The following is a 19,144-nucleotide window of genomic DNA, read 5'->3' on the forward strand; positions in this document are numbered from 1 at the left end:
CGCGTCTTCGGCTGAGTCCCCCACCCCCTCTCCGCCTCGGCAACAAGCGCGGAGAGGGGATTCGAGCACGTCGGTATCAGGGCGGTGTCGGAGCGGTGCGGCCCCACCTTCGGGCCGCAGGACGCACGGCCAGTCCGGGAGCCTCCGGCGGGGGTATTTCCAGCCAGATGACAGGGAGCGCCGGGGGCGTGGCGGGAGGTGGCGCGTTGCGCGCTGCCACCCTCCTCAGTTCAACGAAGGGCTGATTGCGCCATCAGTTGTGCCAGTTGCAGCACCGCCTGGCCGCGTGCTGCGGCGATGGCGACGGCGCCGCCGTCGCCGCCGATCGGGACCGTCAGGTCGAACAGGGCCGAGCGTCCACGTGCGCCGGTTTCGGGGGCAACGAAATACTGGCCCGACAGGCGAAAGCTGCCGTTCGCCTCGGCCAGCATCTGTTCGACGCGGACGTCCACGCGGACCTGGGCCCGATCCAGGAACGGCCAGGGCGAGGGAGCCACCTCGGCCCCGGTGATCTGGCGCAGGTAGCGTGACAGTTCCAGCGTCACGGCGCGCGTCGGCAGGTCGGCCCAGAGCAGGTTCTTGGAGGCCGTCACGCTGCCATCGTCGTCTCGCATCGGGATCGCATCCCCGGAGGCATATTCGGGCAGCGACACATCCTGCACTTCGACCGAGGCATAGGCGATGGCGATACGGCCGACGGCGGCCTGGGCCGGCGGGGTGGGAACGGTGTAGAGCTTGTCCGCGCTGCAGGCACCGAGCGACAGCACGGCAAGCAGCGACAGGAGGGGAACGCGAAAAAGGGGCGCGCGGCGGGAAATCATGATGTCACCTTCCGAAGAGCAGGGAATTGGGATTGCGTTGCAGCTCTCTCGCCAAAGCAGAGATGGCGGCGGCGGCGCGCTGTACCTCGCGCAGGGTATCCGTGGCCTCGCGACCGACGCCGCTTTGGGCATCGTAGCCTTGCAGGGTGGTGCCGGCGCGGTCCAGCACGGCGCGGACCCGCGCCATCATCGCCGGCAGGTCATCCGCCGCACCGGCGATGCTGTCGGCGGCCTCGCGGGCCGAGAGCATGGTGGTATTGGCGTTTTCGATCAGGCCGCCGTTGCGCAGTTCGGCCAGCAGTCTGCGCAATTCGTCCAGCGCCGCCGACACATCGCCCGGCAGGGCACGGGCCTCGGGCGTGCCGACGAAGGCGTCGGCGCTTTGCAACAGACCGTCGAGCGATTGCGCAAGTTGATCCAGCGGCACGGTCTCGGCCCCCGCCGCGACATTGTCGATACGTTGTACCAGCTGCGGCACGCCCGCGACCGCCCCGGAGACCGAGCCGGCGGCCTTGGACACATTGTCGATCGCCTCGACGATGCGCCCGACGGCATCGCGGGTGTTGATAGCCAGCACGACCTTTTCGACCTCGGTCGCGATCGACCCGATCTGGCCGGGCAGAGCCTGAAGCGCATCGGATTCGACGAAATCACGCGCATCGCCCAGCAGGGCCCGTACTTCGCCAGGAACCGCGCGGATATCGTCGCTGCCGGTCAGACGGGAGATGTTGTCGAGCGTCGCCACCGCGCTGTTCATCAGCTGTTCGATCGGCAGGGCGCTGATCCGCTTGAAGATCCCGTCGGCCGAGGCCGAAACATCGGTGATGCGGCTTGGCGCGGTGGGAAAGATCGGAAAGGGGTCGGCATCGGTGTCGACCGTCGCCTCCGGCGCGTCAGGCACCTCGACAATCTCGATCTTGAGGCCACCGGTCAGGATCGAGGCCGTGGCCAGGCGCGCGCGCAGCCCGTTTTCCGCCACGTGATCGGCAAAGAATTTCAGCGCCGCCGCCTTGCCGGTCGTGTCGTCCAGACCCAGCCGCGCAGGCCGGATCTGCATGGTCACGGCCAGCCGCACCTTGTCGTCGCCAAAGCGTTCCGGGTCTATGAAACCGTTGACGGAACTGACCTGCCCGATGCGCAGACCGCCATAGGTCACCTGTGAATCCGGGCTGAGCCCCGGCACGTTTTCATCGAAGATCGCGGAATAGGTCAGCAGCACGCCGTCTTCTTCGCTGAACATGCTGGCGCGGGCCGCGCTTTCATCGGAATAGACGGTAAAGATGGTGCCTGGCTGCACCGCCGTTCCGCCGGAAATCTGCGTCGAGAAGGACGTGCCGCCCGACAGGACGGTCGCGAGAGAGGAGAAATCCAGTTCCGCCCCATTGGCGCCGAAGCTGAACTTGAACCCGGATGTGTCCCAGAACCGCGTGGCCGAGGAGATCAGGCGGTTGTGGGGTTCGAAGATGATCGCGTCAGCCTCGATGGTGGTGCCATCCTGCGAAATCTCGGCCTTGCCCATCTGGCCGACGTCGATGCCGCGGTATTCGATCGGGGTATTGCCAGTCAGGCTGCCATCGGGCGCGGCGCGCAGGCGCAGCTTGAGGCCCGGCCGACCATCGGGATTGAGCGGCGGTTGCGAGGCCCCTTCGAATTCGGAGCGCAAGCCACCGGGAGTGCTGTTCCAGATGCCCTGTATATAGACGCCGGACAGAACCGTGCCGAGGCCGGTAACGCCGCGCGCCGTCACTTCGGGGCGCACGACCCAGAAGGCCGCGTCGTCGTCGACGTAATCGGCCACGTTGCGATCAAGGCGCACGAATACCTGGACCTTTTCCAGCCCCTTGGAAAAGCCGACCTTTTCGACCACGCCGACGGCAAGGTCGCGATACCGCAGCTCGGTCTCGTTCGCCGCGATCCCCTCTGCATTCTCAAACGTGATCTGGATCAGCGGGCCGCGCTTGATATAATTGTCGAAAGCCACGCCAAGTGCGATGATCAGTGCCATCACCGGCACGATCCAGATCAGCGAAATCCGTTCCCAGAAACCGGAACGGGCGCCGGTCACTGTCACATCCTCTGGCGTATCGCTTTTGCTTGCTTCATCGCTCACGTCGGGGAATCCTTGCGGGTCTGGGGGTCGGAAAAGGGTGGTTCGGCACGCCGCTCAGTCGCGGAGGCCACGGTCAGTGTCGCCGCCCCCGCGCTGAAGGGAAAGTCGAACGTGGTGTCAGGCGTGATCTGCGACACCGGACCAAAGCCTTTCACGGGCGGTCCGTCGGGTTCGGGCGGCGCGTCGGCATCCCAGATCAGGCGGCTGTCGAATGCCTGGGCGGACAGCATCGTGAAAAACACCGACAGCGCGAAATACAGGCTGGCGCGCCCCGGGTGGATCGACGCGACCGAACCGAGTTGCACCAGAGAGGACAGGATCGCCACCACGAAGACGTCGATCATCGACCAGCGGCCAACGTATTCGACGATCTCGTGGAGGATCTGGCGCGTGTGCGGTTTCAGACGGCTGCCGGAGGTCACGCCGAAGGCCAGCGCGGCAATCGCCATGAATTTGCCCACGGGGATCAGAACGGAGGCAACCAGGATCACGATGGCAATGCCCCAGGCCCCGTGGCGGCCCAGTTCCAGCGCGCCGCCGACGATGGTGTTCTTCTGGCTGGAGACGAGTGTTTCCGTGGCGAGCATCGGATAGATATTGGCCGGAATGTAGCACATCATCCCGACGGTCCACAGCGCCCAGACCTTTTGCAGCGAGACCGGATCACGCGACCTGATGTGATGGCCACAGCGACCGCAGATCTTCGTCTCACCAGGCCAGACCCGGGTGCAATACTGGCAGGCGACCAGGCCCATCTGGCGGGCGGACTTCATTCTCCCAATGCCTTCCAGATCGAATAGCGGCAGGCCAAGTTGTCCTGGACGACGACCAGCAGCACCAGCAGCGCAAACATCCAGAACGCCGGGCCGAAGCTGACGGTTGCCAGGTCCGCGACCTTGATCAGCGCCACGGCACAGCCGATGGCAAAGATTTCGGCCATCGACCAGGGGCGCAGGTGTTCGGACAGGCGGAACGCGAAAGGCGCCCCCGGAAACGCGTCGCGATCCAGCACCAAGGGCGCAAGCACGTAGATCGAAAGCACCGCGCGGGCGGCGGGGATGAACACGATCAGTCCCGCCAGGACGAACGACAGCGCCGCAAGCAGCCCGTCGGAGGTGAACGCCAAGGCCGCATCCAGGATCGAGCTGGAGTTGCTGAGCCCGGTGGTGGCGATGCTGAGAAAAGGATAGGCCGACGCCGCCACCAGCAGGATCAGGACCGACATCGACACCGCGATGATGCGTTTGCCCGCGCGGCGGCGCGGCGCAATCAGGACATGGTGACACCGCGTGCAGATCGCCCGCTGGTTCGGTGCCGGCTCGATCGCGCGAAAAACCGCGTCACAGCGCGGGCAGGCGATCATCCCCGCCAGGTCTGCCGGTGCATGACCCTGTATCGCCCCAGGCGTCTGGGGCGTCCTGTCATCGGTCTGGGTCATGTCACGGGTCATGTCGGGCGGGGTCCGATCCGCAAAAGCGGTTAAAAGCCGGGTTTGTCTTAGACATAGCCTGTGCACGCCCGGCTTCAAATGGCAAGCACGCCCCAACCGGAGGCGCGCGAGGGCCGTGCCTTGCGTCAGGCGTCACATCCTGCGTGACGCTTGCCCCCGGACCTGCCCAGGTTGGCGGCTGCCCCGTTCCAGTCTTACCCAGATGGACCGACCAGTCGGGGCGGGCAGCGGGTCAGCCGGGCTGGGGCGTCGCCTGCCGGGTCAGCGCAGCCGCGACAACAGCGATACCGTGGCATAGCCATCGGGCACCACGCCGATGCTGCGCTGATAGGCCCGGATCGCCTTGGCGCTGCCGGAGCCTAGGATACCATCGACGCCACCGGTATCGAAGCCGCGGCGCGTCAGCAATGTCTGCAATTCGATGCGTTCAGCCTTTTTCAAGGTGCGTTCGCCGTGCGGCCAGCTGGCCTGCAACGGGCCTGCCCCGGCGATCCTGTCGCCCAGCAGACCCACGGCCAGCGCGTAGGTATCGGCGTTGTTGTAGCGCTTGATCACATCGAAGTTCTTGAACACCAGAAACGCCGGGCCATTTGCACCGGTCAGCATCAGCAAACGCGCCGAGCCGTAGTCACGCATGTCGCCCTGCGTCGCACGAATGCCAAGGCGCGCCCATTGCGAGGGCATCTTTTCCGGGCCGTTTATCAGGTTGTAGTCAAAGTTCTGCGGCAGCGTCACCTCCATCCCCCAGGGTTGGCCGGACACCCAGCCGAACCGCTTGAGATAGGCCGCCGAGGACGCCAGCGCATCGGTCGGATCATCCGCCCAGATGTCGCGACGCCCGTCGCCGGTGAAATCCACCGCGTAGGTTTCATAGGAGGTGGGCATGAACTGGGTGTGTCCCATCGCCCCGGCCCAGCTGCCGACCATCCGTTCGGGGGTGGTATCGCCATGCTGAACGGTGCGCAAAAGAGAGATCAGCTGAGCCTCGTAGAACGCCCCGCGCCGCCCCTCGTAGGCCAGCGTCGCCATCGAGGAGATCAGCGGCGTGTTGCCTCGGTAGCTGCCATAGGCCGTTTCCATGCCCCAGATTGCGGCGATATATTGCGCCTGGACGCCGTAGTGGCCCTGTATCTTGTTGAAGGTATCGGCGTTCTTGGCAAATTCGGCGCGACCATTGCGGATCCGCGTGTCGGACACAGCGCCATCCATGTAGTCGCCGATGCCCTTGGTGAATTCGGCCTGATTGCCATCCTTTCGGATCACGTCGGGCATGAAGGTCGCATTGCGGAACGCCCTGTCGAAGGTCGCGCCGGTAATCCCCTGCGCCATGGCCCGGCCGCGGAACCCCTGCACCCAGCGGGTGAAGCCGGGGTCCGACACGGTCTGGGCGATGGCATCGGGGGCCGTGGAGGCCGGCGCGGGGGCCGAGGCGATGCCATTCGGGCGCACACGTGGGCGCAGGCTGCGCCGCACCACTGGGCGGCTTTCCAACGGGGTCAGGGCAGACGCCAGCACCGTCGGCGGCGGGGCCTTCGGTTCAACCGAGGTGGCGGGGCTGGCGTCGCCGGCGGCGGCGGTAGCCGGGCGCGGGGCCGCAGCTGTCGGCAATGGAACCGCGCCCAGAACCGCCAGCGTCGCAGAGGCGAGTTCGATGACCTCTTGCGGGCTGGCGTCCGTCACGCGGCTGGCAGACCGCGCCACGGCCACATCCGGCGCCAGCAAGGCGTCGGCAGGCCGGGCCTTTGGGCGCAACGATTGCTCAACCGGGCCGGCCAGGGCCGCCACGCTGAATGCAAGGGGGGTCAGTGCCGCGCCTGTCAGCGGCAGAACCAGGAGACTATGGGCGATCGCCCGAAATGGTGCGCGCATATCTGATGTTTTCCGGCTGCTCGTGTTTTTGTTGTTAACCAAGCATACCCGGAACCGGCGCAAAACCAAAGGAAAGCCGCGCGATGCGCGACAATTTCCAGCGGTCTTTCGCTGTTGCCCGTCGGTCCGGGGTGCCCGGGCGACCGGGAAACACCGGGCCTGCGCCGGGGCAGGCCCCAGTTTCAGCGGGTGCGTTTGAGCTTGCGCGCCGTCTTGGCCTTCTTGACCTTGGCCCGGACAAGCTTGCGTTTCGACGGGCCTGTGCCGGTTTTGGGCTTGCCACCCGGCCTGCGGCCCCGCCCCCGGTCGAGCGAGGGCCCACGCGCAACCTCGTCGCCCTCCAGCGTCAACAACTCGAGCGCGATGCCACCCGTGACCGGCGCAGCCTCGGCCAGTTTGACCGTCACGCGCTGGCCCGGCTGGATGATCATGCCACTTTCCGACCCCATCAGGGTGTTCGCCTCGCGGTCGTGGTGAAAGAATTCGCGCCCCAGCGAACGGATCGGGATCAGGCCGTCGGCCCCCGTCTCGTCCAGCCGGACGAAAGCGCCGAAACGCGCGACACCGCTGATCCGCCCCGTGAATTCCGACCCGACGCGATCAGCCAGATAGGCGGCAAGATAACGGTCGGTCGTATCCCGTTCAGCGGTCATCGAACGGCGTTCGGTTTCCGAGATATGGCCAGCGGTGACATCCAGCGCTTCGATATCGTGTTCCGTCAGGCCGTCCTTGCCCCAGCCATGGGCGCGGATCAGGGCGCGGTGCACCACCAGATCGGCGTAGCGGCGGATGGGCGAGGTAAAGTGGGCGTAGTTGCGCAGCGCCAGCCCGAAGTGACCGAAGTTGTGCGGCGCGTAGTAGGCCTGCATCATGGCGCGCAGCGTCGACATGTTGATCAGCTCGGCCTGTTCGGACCCGGCAGCATCGTTCAGCAGGCGGTTCAGGTGCGCGGTCTTCAGCACCTGGCCTTTCGGCAGGTTGTACCCCGAGGCCTGCGCGGTTTCACGCAGCGATTCCAACTTTTCGGGCGTCGGCTCCTCGTGCACCCGGAACAGCAGCGGCTGGCCCTTGGCGATCAGGGTTTCGGCGGCGGCGACGTTGGCCAGCACCATGAACTCCTCGATCATGCGGTGTGCATCCAGCCGGTCGCGGAACTTGACCGAGGTGACCTTGCCCTCGTCCGACAGCTCGATCCGGCGCTCCGGCAGATCGAGGTCGAGCGGTTGGCGCACCTTGCGGGCCTCGCGCAGGGCATAATAGGCGGCATACAGCGGCTCGATCACGTCCTCCAGCAGGGGGCCGGTCTTGTCGTTGGTGCGTCCTTCGATGGCATCCTGCACCTCGCCGTAATGCAGCGACGCGGCCGAACGCATCAGGCCCCGGTAGAAGGTATGCGACAGCTTGTTGCCGTCCCTGTCGATCTGCATCCGCACGACGATACAGGCCCGTGGCACGCCCTCATGCAGGCTGCACAGGTCGCCCGACAGCCGGTCGGGCAGCATCGGCACGACGCGGTCGGGAAAATAGGTCGAGTTGCCGCGCTTCTTCGCCTCGCGGTCCAGCTCGGACCCGGAGCGGACATAGTGGGCCACATCGGCAATCGCCACCCACAACAGGTGGCCGCCGGGGTTCTTGGCATCGTCATCGGGTTCGGCAAAGCAGGCGTCGTCGTGGTCGCGCGCGTCCGAAGGGTCGATGGTGACGAGGGGCAGGTCGCGCAGATCCTCGCGGCCAGACAGGCCGGCGGGTTTCTGGGCATCGGCTTCCTCGACCACCGCATCGGGAAAGGCATCGGGGATGCCGTGCTGGTGGATCGCGATCAGGCTGACGGCGCGCGGCGCGGACGGGTCCCCGAGGCGCGCGACAATGCGGGCGCGTGGCAGGCCCATGCGCGCCTTGGGGCCGCTCTGTTCGCCCTCGACCAGTTCACCATCCTGCGCGCCGTGGGTCGCCCCCATCGGCACCATCCATTCGCGGTCGCTGCCCTTGTCGACGGGCAGGATGCGCCCGCCTTCGGAGTTGGCGCGAAACACCCCCAGAATGCGCAGGGGGTTGCTGCCGATCTTGCGGATCAGTCGCGCCTCATAGGTGTTTTCGTTGCCCAGCCGGGTCATCTTGGCCAGGATCCGGTCGCCCGCGCCAAGCGCGGGGTCCGAGGCACGCAGGATCATCCGTACAAGCGGCTCCGGTCCCTCGCCCTGCCATTCCAGCGGCCGGGCCGTCAGATCGCCATCGGAATCGGGTGCGTTGACCATCAGCACGCTGACGGGGGGCAGGCTGTCGGGATCGCGATAGGTCTTCTTGCGTTTCTCAAGATGACCTTCGTCCTCAAGCTCCTTCAGGATACGCTTGAGGTCGATCCGGGCGGCGCCCTTGATGCTGAACGCCTTTGCGATGTCGCGTTTGGCGGTCTGGGTGGGGTTCGCGGCGATCCAGTCAAGGATCTCCTGCTTGGAGGGGAGGTGTGACATGACCCTGATCTAACACGGCCCGCAAGGCAGGTCATCCGGGAAAGCAGCGAGGGATTACAGCGCCAGGTCCATCTCTTGATGCGGCACGCCGCCGTCGTCGTAGACCTGCCCGCAGGGGCGAAACCCCAGCTTTTCATAAAACCCTGCCGCCCGGACCTGCGCCCCCAGGATCACACGGGTGCAACCCCTTGCACGCAGCCGTTCGACCGCGTCGCGCACGATCGCGGCGCCAAGACCGGTGCCGCGCGCCGGTTTGGCCACGCAGATCCGCCCGATGCGCCCCGTATTGCCAGCGAAGGCCGCACCTTCGCACAGCAGGCGCGCGGTGCCGAGGGGACCTGTCGCGTCCGAGGCCAGCAGGTGCACGGCATCCGCGTCCAGTGCATCCCACTCATCAGCCTCGGCAAAGCCCTGTTCCTGAATGAAGACTGTACGCCGCAGCGCAAAACAGGGCGCGGGGTCGCTGACTTCCTCGAACCGCCAGGTCATGCGAAATAATCCCGCAGGATGCGCCCATAGATCGCCTTCAACTGGGTGATCTGTTCGACCGGCACACGTTCATCGACCTGGTGCATACGGTCACCGACCAGGCCGAATTCCACCACCGGGCAGAGATCCTTGACAAAGCGCGCGTCCGAGGTGCCGCCCGTGGTCGACAAGTCCGGCGTGACGCCTGTTTCGGCGGCAACGGCCTTGCCGACGAGCTCGCTCAGCTCTCCCGGCGGGGTCAGGAAGCTTTCGCCGCTGATCTTGACCTTCGTTTCGATCACGATATCGAACATGCGGCTGACATCCTGCGCCTCGCGCCGCAGCCATTGCGACAGGTCGCCGCCGGTGTGGCTGTCGTTGAAGCGGATGTTGACCGCCGCGCGGCATTGTGCGGGGATCACGTTGGTCGCACCGTTGCCGGTGTCGAACTGCACCACGGCCAGCGTGGAGGCATCGAAGTGGTCGGTGCCCGCGTCCAGCGTCGCGCTGGCCAGCCGGTCGACCAGCCGCGCCATCGCGGGCAGCGGGTTTTTCGCGCGGTGCGGATAGGCGGAATGGCCCTGAACGCCCGTCGCGGTGAACCATGCGGTCATGCTGCCACGCCGCCCGATCTTCATCATCTGGCCCATGGTATCGGGCGACGTCGGCTCGCCCACGATGCAATGGCTCAGCCCTTCGCCATTGTCGCGCATCCAGTCGAGCAGGGCGATCGTGCCATCGGTGGCGTCGCCCTCCTCGTCCCCCGTGATCGCCAGCACCACCGCGCCGTCGGGCGGGGTGTCGCGCACGAAATCCACGGCTGCGGCGGCAAAGGCCGCGACACCTGATTTCATGTCTTGCGCGCCACGCCCCCAAAGGTCATCGCCGTGCACCTCTCCGCAGAAGGGGGGGTGTGTCCAGGCATCGGCGTCGCCCACCGGTACAACATCCGTGTGACCATTGAAGCCGAAGGTGCGCACGTGCCCCTTTTCGCCCCAGCGGGCATAGAGGTTGGTGATGCCGCCCCGTTCGATCATGGTGCAGTCGAAGCCGGCCCCGGCCAGCACATCCGACAACAACGCCAACGCGCCGCCGTCCTGAGGGGTGACCGACGGGCATTGGATCAGCCGGGCCGTCAGCGCGACGGGGTCAACGCCGGTCGGCGCGGCAGCGGGGGTATCAATCATGGTCTTCTCCTTGCTCGGACGCATGGCTAGCGGTTTTTGATCAAGGCTGCAAAGCCCAAAGACCGCCGGCCGCCCACCTCTGAATACCCCGCAGCACGACGCGACCATCCGGTCCGATCATCGGCCCCGCCCGTCCACCGAGCTGCCTGCCCGATTGCATGGGCAAGAAATCGCTTAACAAGCGCGCGCGCCCTGACTACCGTCCCGCATCGGGGGCCCCGGACGCGGGGTCCACAACTAGGATACGCAACATGGCCTTCACCGGACTGGCGGAATTTTGGCGGCGGCCTGGCCGCTGGCAGACCGCGCCGCACTGACGCATGGCCTGGATTGCGACATCACCCACCTTTGACGCACCGGGATGGCAGGCCGACGGCCAGGCGCAGGCCGACGATCTGCTGATGCGCGGCACCCTCATGATCGAGGTCGAGCTGAGCGCGCCTGACATAGACGAGCCGCTGCTGGATCTGGTGCCAGAGGCCCCCTATGCGGGGCGCATCACCCTGCGCGTCGAGCGAGAGCCCACCCCCGTCCCCGGCGCGGCGGCCGAACCCGCAGGCACCGCCGAAGGTACCCCGACGCCGCGAAGCGCACGACCAAATGCATCGTCGAATGCGCAAGGCGGCCGGCTGACGCTGAGCCTGCATCACGACGGCAGGCACCGCGAGGCCAGCCTGATCCTGCCCGCCGAGGCATTTCCCGGGCGTCTGCGCGTCAGTTATTGCTGGGACGCGCGATCACGCGCGGCGCTGCTGGTGGCCGAACAGCCCTGTCACGACAGCCCGCCCCGCTTTACCCGCTTGCCCGCGCCGCCACCGCTGCCACGCCGGGCGTTGTGCCAGGCCATCCTGGCCGCCGATCACGATATCGCGGCGGCACCACGCGCCGGCGCGCATCTCGGCCCGCATGTCGAGGCCATTTCCCTCTCCGAAGGGATTGCGCCGGTTGGCCCCATTCCGGGGCTGGCGCCGGGCACCGAAATCGACACGCCCGCCGGGCCGACCCCGATCGAGACGCTGCGCCCCGGAGCGCAGGTGCTGGTCCCGGGAAGCGCAGCGCGCACCGTGCTGGCCGTCGTGCGCCGCCAGATGCCCGCGCGCGGCATGTTCCGCCCGGTGCGCCTGCTGGCCCCCTGGTTCGGCCTGGGCAAGGATATCACCGTATCAGGCGAACAGCGTCTGCTGATCAGCGGAACGGACGTGGATTACCTGTTCGGCTGTGAAACTGTACGGGTGCCCGCGGCCTACCTGGTCAGTGACCGGATGGCACAATTCACCCAAGCGCCCCCGCTTGTCACCTGGTACCAGGTCATGATGCAGGATCAGCAGCCACTCGGCGTCAACGGATTATGCGTCGAAAGCCTGCCGGTCGACGCGTTGCGCACATCACCGGAGCTGCACCGCGCCAGCCTGCTATCGGCCTATCCGCGCGAAAGCCTGCCCTGCTCCGAACCGCATGACACGCCCGTGCTGCGTCCGTTCGAGGCGATTACGCTGGTCCTGCACCGGCGGATCTGACGGCGTAGCAAGCGCGTCGCGATCGTTCAGTTCGGGCGCTGCTTGCCGCCCTCGGGGGTTTCGTAGAACGGAGTCATCTGCGCCACGATCACGGCGTTTTCCGACAGCGCACGATCCATCAGCACGCGCTCTTCGTCGGGAATGTCATGGCCCTCTGCCAGACGTTCCTCAAGCGTGCCATAGCCGGACACGTCCAAGGGTGCGAGGTCGGCGAGTTTCAGCACGGCGACCGTCTCGCGCACCGCCTCGGCCTCGTCGATCCCCGAGGCATAGCACATCAGCGCCGCGCCGGTGCTGCCTTCGGGCAGACCGTCCTCGGCCTTGCGACCGACTTCGACCAACAGCGTAAAGACCTGCTGCCGCTTGGGCGTCTTCTTCCTGGCAGGTTTGTCGCCGGATTTTCCGGACGTCGCCTCGGTGGCCTCGGGCGAAGTGTTTTCAGCATCCTCGGCAGAGGCTTCGCGCAGCTTTGCGGTGGACGTGTCTTTGGGAATGCTCTTGTCGTCGTCGTTCATAACATGGGCCTCCGGACCTCAATTCGCGCTGCCTGTCAGAAACACCCCCCTGAGTAAAGAGCCCGCGACACGGAGCGCCATATTCCGTTGGTGTGGGAAACCTGCTAAGATCCACCATAGATTGATTAACGCCTTTCGGCCGGTTTCACGGCCATATCCATAACATGATGGCGCCACCCATTGGGCGCCCCCGGGGGACAGACGCCCATGCCCAAGGATATCGTGATCCTGCTGGACGGCACATCGAACCAGATCTCGCGCAAGCGCAGCAATATCCTGCGCCTTTACGGAACGCTGAAGAAAACCCCGCAACAGGTGGTCTATTACGACCCCGGCGTCGGCACATTCGGCGCCGACAACGCGTGGTCCAGCACGCGGCGCTGGCTGGTCGAACTGTTCGGGCAGGCCACGGGCTATGGTCTGGATGAAAACGTGCTGGAGGCCTACCGGTTTCTGTGCACCCATTATGACCACGGCGAAAAGGGCCCCGACGGCGCGCGGGACAGCGACCGGATCTGGCTGTTCGGGTTCAGCCGCGGCGCTTATTCAGCGCGGGTTCTGGCGGGGTTCCTGCATGCCTTCGGCCTGATCGCCCCTGAACAGTTCAACCTGCTGCATTACGCCTATCGCGCCTACAAGAGCATTGGCGAGGGCGCCTCGGGCGAGGGCGATGAGGTTTTTGCCGAACTCAGGATGCACGAACGCATCCTTGATCCGACCAAGCCCAAGATCCGCTGCCTGGGCCTGTTCGACACCGTAGCCTCGGTCATCGAACCGGGGCGATTTCTGCCGCGCGTCCGCTCGCATGCCTTCACCAGCAACAATCCCAGCGTGATGGCGGTGCGCCAGGCGCTGGCCATCGACGAACGCCGCGCCATGTTCCGCCCCAAGCTGTGGGGACCGGACCACCTGTTCCGCCCCAACCCCTTCCGCCCCGAAGAGAGCCTGCCGCAGGACGTGCAAGAGCGTTGGTTCGCCGGTGTCCATGGCGATATCGGCGGCGGTTACCCGGAGGGGGAATCCGGCCTGGGCAAGCTGACGCTGGACTGGATGATCCAGGAGACACGCGCGATGGGGCTCGCCTATAGCAGCCGCACCATCAATTCGATCGTGCTGGGGGAAGGACCCTCCAAGTATTCCCGCCCCGATCCCTTGGGACAGATGCACGTGTCGCTGAAAAGCGGCTGGTGGGTGCTGGAATGCGTGCCGCGCATCACACCGAAGGACGCGCCCCCCCAGGGCCGGCGATTCTGCGGGCTGACCTTTCCGCTGGGCGCCGCGCGAGTTGTGCCCCGCGATGCCGACATTGCCCCGTCCGTTGAGGCGCGGATGCAGGGCGACAGCACTTACCGCCCGCAAAACCTGCCTCAGCAACCGTAGGGAAGGCACCGCCCTAAAGACGCAGAACGCCCGAAGCCGCTATGGCCCCGGGCGCTATATCAGGGCGAAAATGCCCTTTTGCCATCTAGCTGGCAGCACTCGCCGGCGGGGTTACCCGCGGCGGAACGCCCGCGCCAGGAAGATCAGCAGGCAGGCACCGATGACACCGACGATCAGCTGACCGATCCAGCCGCCGAGCGTCGATCCGACAATGGCGAGCAGCAGAAAGTTCATCACGATCGCACCGACGATGCCGAGGATGATGTTCAGGATCAGCCCCATATCGGATTTCATGATTTTTTCCGCAATCCACCCCGCAAGCGCACCAACGATGATCGCTGCGATCCAACCCAAACCTTCCATGAGACGTTCCTTCCTCAAATTCCATTGATATGACGGTGCCGCACGGTGTGGCGGCTTCGCAGATACAACGACAAAAGGCGTCTGCGGTTCCCTCGGGCCCCGCAGACGCCTTGATAATTCAGGCGTGAGCTAATGGAAGGCTTGTCGGATCAGTCGCGCAGCAGCTCGTTCACGCCGGTTTTCGAGCGGGTGCGTTCATCGACGCGCTTGACGATGACCGCGCAATACAGGTTCACGCCGTTCTTTGAGGGCATGGTGCCCGACACGACGACGGAATAGGGCGGCACCTCGCCATAGGTCACTTCGCCGGTTTCACGGTCGACGATCTTGGTCGACTGGCCGATGTAGACACCCATGCCCAGGACGGACCCTTCGCGGATGATCACGCCCTCGACCACTTCGGAACGCGCGCCGATAAAGCAGTTGTCCTCGATGATCGTGGGACCGGCCTGCATGGGTTCCAGAACACCGCCGATACCGACACCGCCCGACAGGTGCACGTTCTTGCCGATCTGCGCGCAGCTGCCGACCGTGGCCCAGGCATCGACCATGGTGCCGCTGTCGACATAGGCGCCGAGATTCACGAACGACGGCATCAGCACCACGCCGGGCGCGATATAGGCAGATTTGCGCACGACGCAGTTCGGCACGGCACGGAACCCTGCGGCTTTCCACTCCGCCGGCGTCCAGCCCTTGAACTTGCTGTCGACCTTGTCCCACCAGCCGCCACCCTGCGGGCCGCCGGATTGCTCTTCCATGTCCTTGAGGCGAAAGCCCAGCAGAACGGCCTTCTTGGCCCACTGGTTGACGAACCAGCTTCCATCCTCGCGTTTTTCAGCGACGCGCAGGGTGCCGCCGTCCAGCGCGGCCAGGGTCGTTTCGATGGCGTCGCGGGTTTCGCCGGTGGTGGCGGGGGTGATCGTCTCGCGCGCCTCCCAGGCGGCTTCGATGGCAGTTTCCAATGCGGCGTTCGACATGGGGCATCTCCTGAAATACGGGTCTTTGGCCCTATAATCGCTTGCGCGCCGCGCCGCAATCACAGCTGACCCGCAGGCGCGGTGCGGCAGCGGCATTTTTGACCCACGCGCAGGGCACTGCGGGATGCTGGGCAAACGGATCAGGACCGAGACGTCGTGCTTGGGCATCAGCGGTTTTGCCTGTGCGACGCCGCGCGATTTCTACGCCCGCGTTTTGACGCACGCCAAGCTGTGGCAGTTGCTTGGCTTTGACGCTGGTGTTGGCGACCGCTACTGCCACCACCTTGGTACCGGTTACAGAGTGCCAGGGACCGGGGGCGCGTCGCAGATCAGTCGATATCGCCAGCGCAGGATTATGCAGCAACGCCATGGCGCCGCGCTGCACCCTGCGATACCAAAGGGCCAGCACAAAGGACCCTTCATGACCGACCAAACGCGCCAATCCCCGCTTCGCGATGCCCACAAGGATATCGAGAGCGTTCATGAGCTGCCGGACACACCGCAAAGCCGCGCCCCGGCGTACCGTCTGGCCTTTACCGACAACGATTTCCTCTGCCGGGACGAATTGCGCGCGGTACGCCTGCAACTGGAACTGCTGAAACCGCAAATGGTGCTGGACGAACGGGGCATCGAAACCACCGTGGTGCTGTTCGGGGGTGCCCGGATCCCTGAACCGGGCAAGAAGGCCCGCTCGAAAGGAATGTCGGATCTGTCGCATTTCTATGCCGAAGCCCGTGAATTCGCCCGCCTGATGACGCGGCAGTCGCTGGAATCCTACGGCAAGCGCGACGTGATCTGCACCGGTGGCGGCCCCGGCGTGATGGAGGCAGGCAACCGTGGCGCGCAGGATGCGGGCGGCAGTTCCATCGGGCTGAATATCGTGCTGCCGCATGAACAGGCCCCGAACGAATACGTCACACCCGACCTCTGCTTCAACTTCCACTACTTTGCCATCCGCAAGATGCACTTTCTGATGCGGGCCCGTGCCGTCTGCGTCTTTCCCGGCGGCTTCGGCACCATGGACGAGACATTCGAGGCGCTGACCCTGATTCAGACCGGACGCATGCAGAAGATCCCCTTCCTGTTGTTCGGCCGCGCCTTCTGGGAAAAGGTCATCAACTTCGAGGCGCTGTGCGAAGCAGGCACGATTTCCCCGGAGGACCTGAGCCTGTTCAAGTTCGTCGAAACCGCCGCCGAGGCGATGGAGGCAATCAGGACCTGGGATGGGGCGGGCGAAACACGCAACAACATACCGGGTCGCGACGCATGATCCTGCTGCGGGTTTTCGCCCTGTTCGCCGCCGGTCTGGGGGCCGCGGCGCAATTCGGCAAGATCTCGGTCCTGTTCCCCGCCTGGGCTGCCGCCTATCCCGAGGCCGGAGCGACGCTGGGCTTTCTGCTGTCGCTGATTTCCCTGATCGGGGTGATTCTGGGGCTGGTGGCAGGGATGGTGGTGGCCCGCGTCGGGTTCCGGCGCATGATGATCGCCGCGCTGTTGCTGGGCGCAGCCCTGTCGGCCGTTCAGTCCCTGATGCTGCCGCTGCCGGCGATGCTGGTGCTGCGCGCTGTCGAGGGGCTGTCGCACCTTGCCATCGTCGTCGCCGCCCCCACCCTGATGGCCGAAATCACGGACGACAAGGCGCGCCCCCTCGCCATGTCGCTCTGGGGCACCTACTTCGGCGTCGCCTTCGCGCTGTATGCCGTGATCGGGCCGTCGCTGCTGGCCCTGGGCGGACTGCCTGTCGTGCTGCTCAGCCACGCGGCCTACATGGTGATGCTGGCGGGCGTGCTGTTCCTGACGTTGCCCGATGACCGGCAGCTTCGGGCGGGTGCCATCGCCCACCCGGCGCAAAGACTGCGCCTCGGGACAGTGCTGCGACGCCATGCCCAGGCCTATGCCTCGCCCTTCGTGGCGGCGCCTGCACTGGGGTTCCTGTTCTACACTGCCACCTTCGTCGCCATCCTGACCGTGCTGCCGCCCTACCTGCCGGAGGCGACGCGCGACGGGCTGATGACGGTGCTGCCGGTGGCGGGTATCATCACCGGGCTGACGCTGGGTGCGGCGCTGTTGCGGCTGGTCCCAGCGGTGCCGGTGGCGATCTGCGGCTTTCTGGCGGCAGCCGCCTGCGCGCTGCTGACGGGCCTGCTGCCCGGGGCCTCCTGGCCGCCAGTGCTGCTGTTCTGCGCCCTCGGCTTTGTCCAGGGCAGCAGCTTTGCCAGCATCCCGCAGATCAACCACGACCCTGCCGACCGGGCGCTGGCCAACGGCGCGCTGGCACAGATGGGCAACCTGGGCAATTTCATCGGCACGCCGATCCTGCTCGCGATGACGGGGGCAATGGGGCTGACCGGCCTCGTGATCTTTGCCGTCGTGGCCTATTGCGGGGGGGCGGCTCTTCACCTGGGCGCAGCACGAATGCGCAAGCGCAACGTCCTGGCCTGAGCCCCGCCGAGGCGGGCCGCGCCAGACAGGAAAAGACCGGCGCCAGTCACCCGACGCCGGTCTTTTTCACATCAGGAATTGCCGGTTCAGACCGACATGCAGATGTATTTCATCTCGAGGTAATCCTCGATCCCGTGGTGGCTGCCTTCGCGGCCCAGCCCCGACTGCTTGACGCCACCAAAGGGCGCAACCTCGGTCGAAATGATGCCGGTATTGACGCCGACGATGCCATATTCCAGCGCCTCTGCCACCTTGTAGACCCGGCTCAGGTCCTTGGCGTAGAAATAGCTGGCCAGGCCGAAGATCGTGTCATTGGCCATCTCGATCACGTCGTCGACCGTGTCAAAGCGGAACAGCGGTGCAAGCGGGCCAAAGGTTTCCTCGGTCGAGAACAACATCTCTTTCGTCGCGCCGGTCACGATGGTCGGGCCAAAGAAGGTGCCCTGCATCTCATGCGCCTCGCCACCCAGGATCACCTTTGCGCCCTTGGCCTTGGCATCCGCGATATGGTCCTGCACCTTGGTGATCGCATCGGCGTTGATCAGCGGGCCAAGCTCGGTGCCCTCTTTCAGGCCATCACCGACCTTCATCTGCGCGACGCGGACCTTCAGCTTTTCGGCAAAGGCATCATAGACACCGTCCTGCACGTAGATCCGGTTCGCGCAGACGCAGGTCTGGCCGTTGTTGCGGAACTTGCACATGATCGCGCCCTCGACCGCCGCATCCAGATCAGCGTCGTCAAACACGATGAAGGGCGCATTGCCACCCAGTTCCATGGAACATTTCTTGACCTGTTCGGCGGATTGTTTCAGCAGGATGCGCCCCACCTCGGTCGAGCCGGTGAAGGTGATCTTGCGCACCTTGGGGTTTTCGCAGAATTCCTTGCCCACGTCCGACGCGCGCGAGGATGTCAGGATGCTGAAGACGCCCTTAGGGATGCCCGCGCGTTCTGCCAGCACGCCCAGTACCAGGGCCGACAGCGGCGTCTCCGCCGCCGGACGCCCGACAAAGGCACAGCCGGCCGCCAACGCAGGGGCGGCCTTGCGGGTGATCATCGCGTTGGGAAAGTTCCACGGCGTGATCGACGCGGCAACCCCGATCGGCTGCTTGATCACCGTGATGCGCTTGTCGCGCTGGTGGCCCGGGATCGTCTCGCCGTAGATCCGCTTGGCCTCTTCTGCGAAAAACTCGATGAAGGACGCGCCATAGGCGATCTCGCCCTTGGCCTCTGCCAGTGGCTTGCCCTGTTCCGCCGTCAGGATGGTGCCCAGATCGTCCTGGTTCTCCATCATCAGGTCGTACCACTTGCGCATGATGTTGGCGCGTTCCTTGCCGGTCATGGCCGCCCATTCCTTTTGCGCGGCATAGGCGCGGTCGATGGCCAGGGCGACCTGGGCGCGGCTCAGGTCCGCGACACGGGCAATGACATCGCCGCGCGCAGGGTTCAGCACGTCAAAGGTGCCCTCGTCCCCTTCGACCCAGTCACCGGCCAGATAGGCCGCTTCGACCAGCAGAGAGGGGTCTTTCAAAATGGATTTCAGGTCCGTATTGGAATCAAGCATGGGATATCCCTT

Annotated in this window: 15 protein-coding genes and 1 pseudogene; 4 read left to right on the forward strand and 12 right to left on the reverse strand. The window is 65.5% G+C overall.

What is annotated here, in order from left to right:
* Positions 1-230: 230 nt before the first annotated feature.
* The 8 genes and pseudogenes from DL237_RS12145 to dapE all read right to left on the reverse strand — a co-directional run bounded on the left by DL237_RS12145 (position 231) and on the right by dapE (position 10,376).
* Positions 231-821, reverse strand: coding sequence for a PqiC family protein (locus DL237_RS12145; RefSeq protein WP_119399344.1), 591 nt, complete (start codon positions 819-821; stop codon positions 231-233).
* Positions 822-825: 4 nt separating this feature from the next.
* Positions 826-2,931 (reverse strand): MlaD family protein, encoded by a 2,106-nt coding sequence (locus DL237_RS12150; protein WP_233544978.1) that lies wholly within the window; start codon positions 2,929-2,931, stop codon positions 826-828.
* Positions 2,932-3,110: 179 nt separating this feature from the next.
* Positions 3,111-3,686, reverse strand: a pseudogene (locus DL237_RS12155) (paraquat-inducible protein A); the annotation flags it as partial.
* Positions 3,687-3,700: 14 nt separating this feature from the next.
* On the reverse strand, positions 3,701-4,369 hold the full coding sequence (locus DL237_RS12160) for a paraquat-inducible protein A (RefSeq protein WP_119399345.1): 669 nt from the start codon (positions 4,367-4,369) through the stop codon (positions 3,701-3,703).
* 273 nt (positions 4,370-4,642) lie between these two features.
* Positions 4,643-6,250 carry a lytic murein transglycosylase gene (locus DL237_RS12165; protein ID WP_119399346.1) on the reverse strand — a complete coding sequence of 536 codons (1,608 nt, stop codon included), beginning with the start codon at positions 6,248-6,250 and terminating at the stop codon, positions 4,643-4,645.
* A 182-nt stretch (positions 6,251-6,432) separates the two neighbouring features.
* Positions 6,433-8,721 (reverse strand): ribonuclease R, encoded by a 2,289-nt coding sequence (gene rnr, locus DL237_RS12170; protein ID WP_119399347.1) that lies wholly within the window; start codon positions 8,719-8,721, stop codon positions 6,433-6,435.
* 54 nt (positions 8,722-8,775) lie between these two features.
* Positions 8,776-9,210, reverse strand: coding sequence for a GNAT family N-acetyltransferase (locus DL237_RS12175; protein ID WP_119399348.1), 435 nt, complete (start codon positions 9,208-9,210; stop codon positions 8,776-8,778).
* Complete coding sequence (gene dapE / locus DL237_RS12180) at positions 9,207-10,376, reverse strand: succinyl-diaminopimelate desuccinylase (protein WP_119399349.1); 1,170 nt, start codon at positions 10,374-10,376, stop codon at positions 9,207-9,209. The genes DL237_RS12175 and dapE overlap by 4 nt, the downstream gene beginning before the upstream one ends.
* 320 nt (positions 10,377-10,696) lie before the next feature.
* Here dapE and DL237_RS12185 point away from each other — a divergent pair, with 320 nt between their 5' ends.
* Positions 10,697-11,893: a Hint domain-containing protein gene (locus DL237_RS12185; RefSeq protein ID WP_119399350.1), complete on the forward strand. Its 1,197-nt coding sequence runs from the start codon at positions 10,697-10,699 to the stop codon at positions 11,891-11,893.
* A gap of 26 nt (positions 11,894-11,919) precedes the next feature.
* On the opposite strand, the gene DL237_RS12190 is transcribed toward DL237_RS12185, so the two are convergent.
* Positions 11,920-12,237, reverse strand: a complete 318-nt coding sequence (locus tag DL237_RS12190) for a hypothetical protein (RefSeq protein ID WP_119399494.1) — start codon at positions 12,235-12,237, stop codon at positions 11,920-11,922.
* Positions 12,238-12,615: 378 nt separating this feature from the next.
* Here DL237_RS12190 and DL237_RS12195 point away from each other — a divergent pair, with 378 nt between their 5' ends.
* The gene (locus DL237_RS12195; protein ID WP_119399351.1) at positions 12,616-13,788 is read left to right on the forward strand and encodes a T6SS phospholipase effector Tle1-like catalytic domain-containing protein; all 1,173 of its coding nucleotides are present in this window, start codon (positions 12,616-12,618) and stop codon (positions 13,786-13,788) included.
* Positions 13,789-13,899: 111 nt separating this feature from the next.
* Here DL237_RS12195 and DL237_RS12200 read toward each other — a convergent pair whose 3' ends face one another.
* A complete protein-coding gene (locus tag DL237_RS12200) occupies positions 13,900-14,151 on the reverse strand; it encodes a GlsB/YeaQ/YmgE family stress response membrane protein (protein ID WP_119399352.1) in 252 nt (83 codons plus the stop codon).
* 149 nt (positions 14,152-14,300) lie between these two features.
* Positions 14,301-15,128, reverse strand: coding sequence for a 2,3,4,5-tetrahydropyridine-2,6-dicarboxylate N-succinyltransferase (dapD, locus tag DL237_RS12205; RefSeq protein ID WP_119399353.1), 828 nt, complete (start codon positions 15,126-15,128; stop codon positions 14,301-14,303).
* A gap of 421 nt (positions 15,129-15,549) precedes the next feature.
* Here dapD and DL237_RS12210 point away from each other — a divergent pair, with 421 nt between their 5' ends.
* Both DL237_RS12210 and DL237_RS12215 read left to right on the forward strand, forming a co-directional pair.
* The gene (locus tag DL237_RS12210) at positions 15,550-16,398 is read left to right on the forward strand and encodes an LOG family protein (protein WP_119399495.1); all 849 of its coding nucleotides are present in this window, start codon (positions 15,550-15,552) and stop codon (positions 16,396-16,398) included.
* A complete protein-coding gene (locus tag DL237_RS12215; RefSeq protein WP_119399354.1) occupies positions 16,395-17,570 on the forward strand; it encodes an MFS transporter in 1,176 nt (391 codons plus the stop codon). The genes DL237_RS12210 and DL237_RS12215 overlap by 4 nt, the downstream gene beginning before the upstream one ends.
* 86 nt (positions 17,571-17,656) lie before the next feature.
* Here the strand turns inward: DL237_RS12215 and DL237_RS12220 are convergent, their stop codons facing one another.
* Positions 17,657-19,132, reverse strand: a complete 1,476-nt coding sequence (locus DL237_RS12220; protein WP_119399355.1) for an NAD-dependent succinate-semialdehyde dehydrogenase — start codon at positions 19,130-19,132, stop codon at positions 17,657-17,659.
* Between the last annotated feature and the right edge of the window lie 12 nt (positions 19,133-19,144).

Source organism: Pseudooceanicola sediminis (assembly GCF_003575965.1).
Taxonomy (GTDB): domain Bacteria; phylum Pseudomonadota; class Alphaproteobacteria; order Rhodobacterales; family Rhodobacteraceae; genus Pseudooceanicola; species Pseudooceanicola sediminis.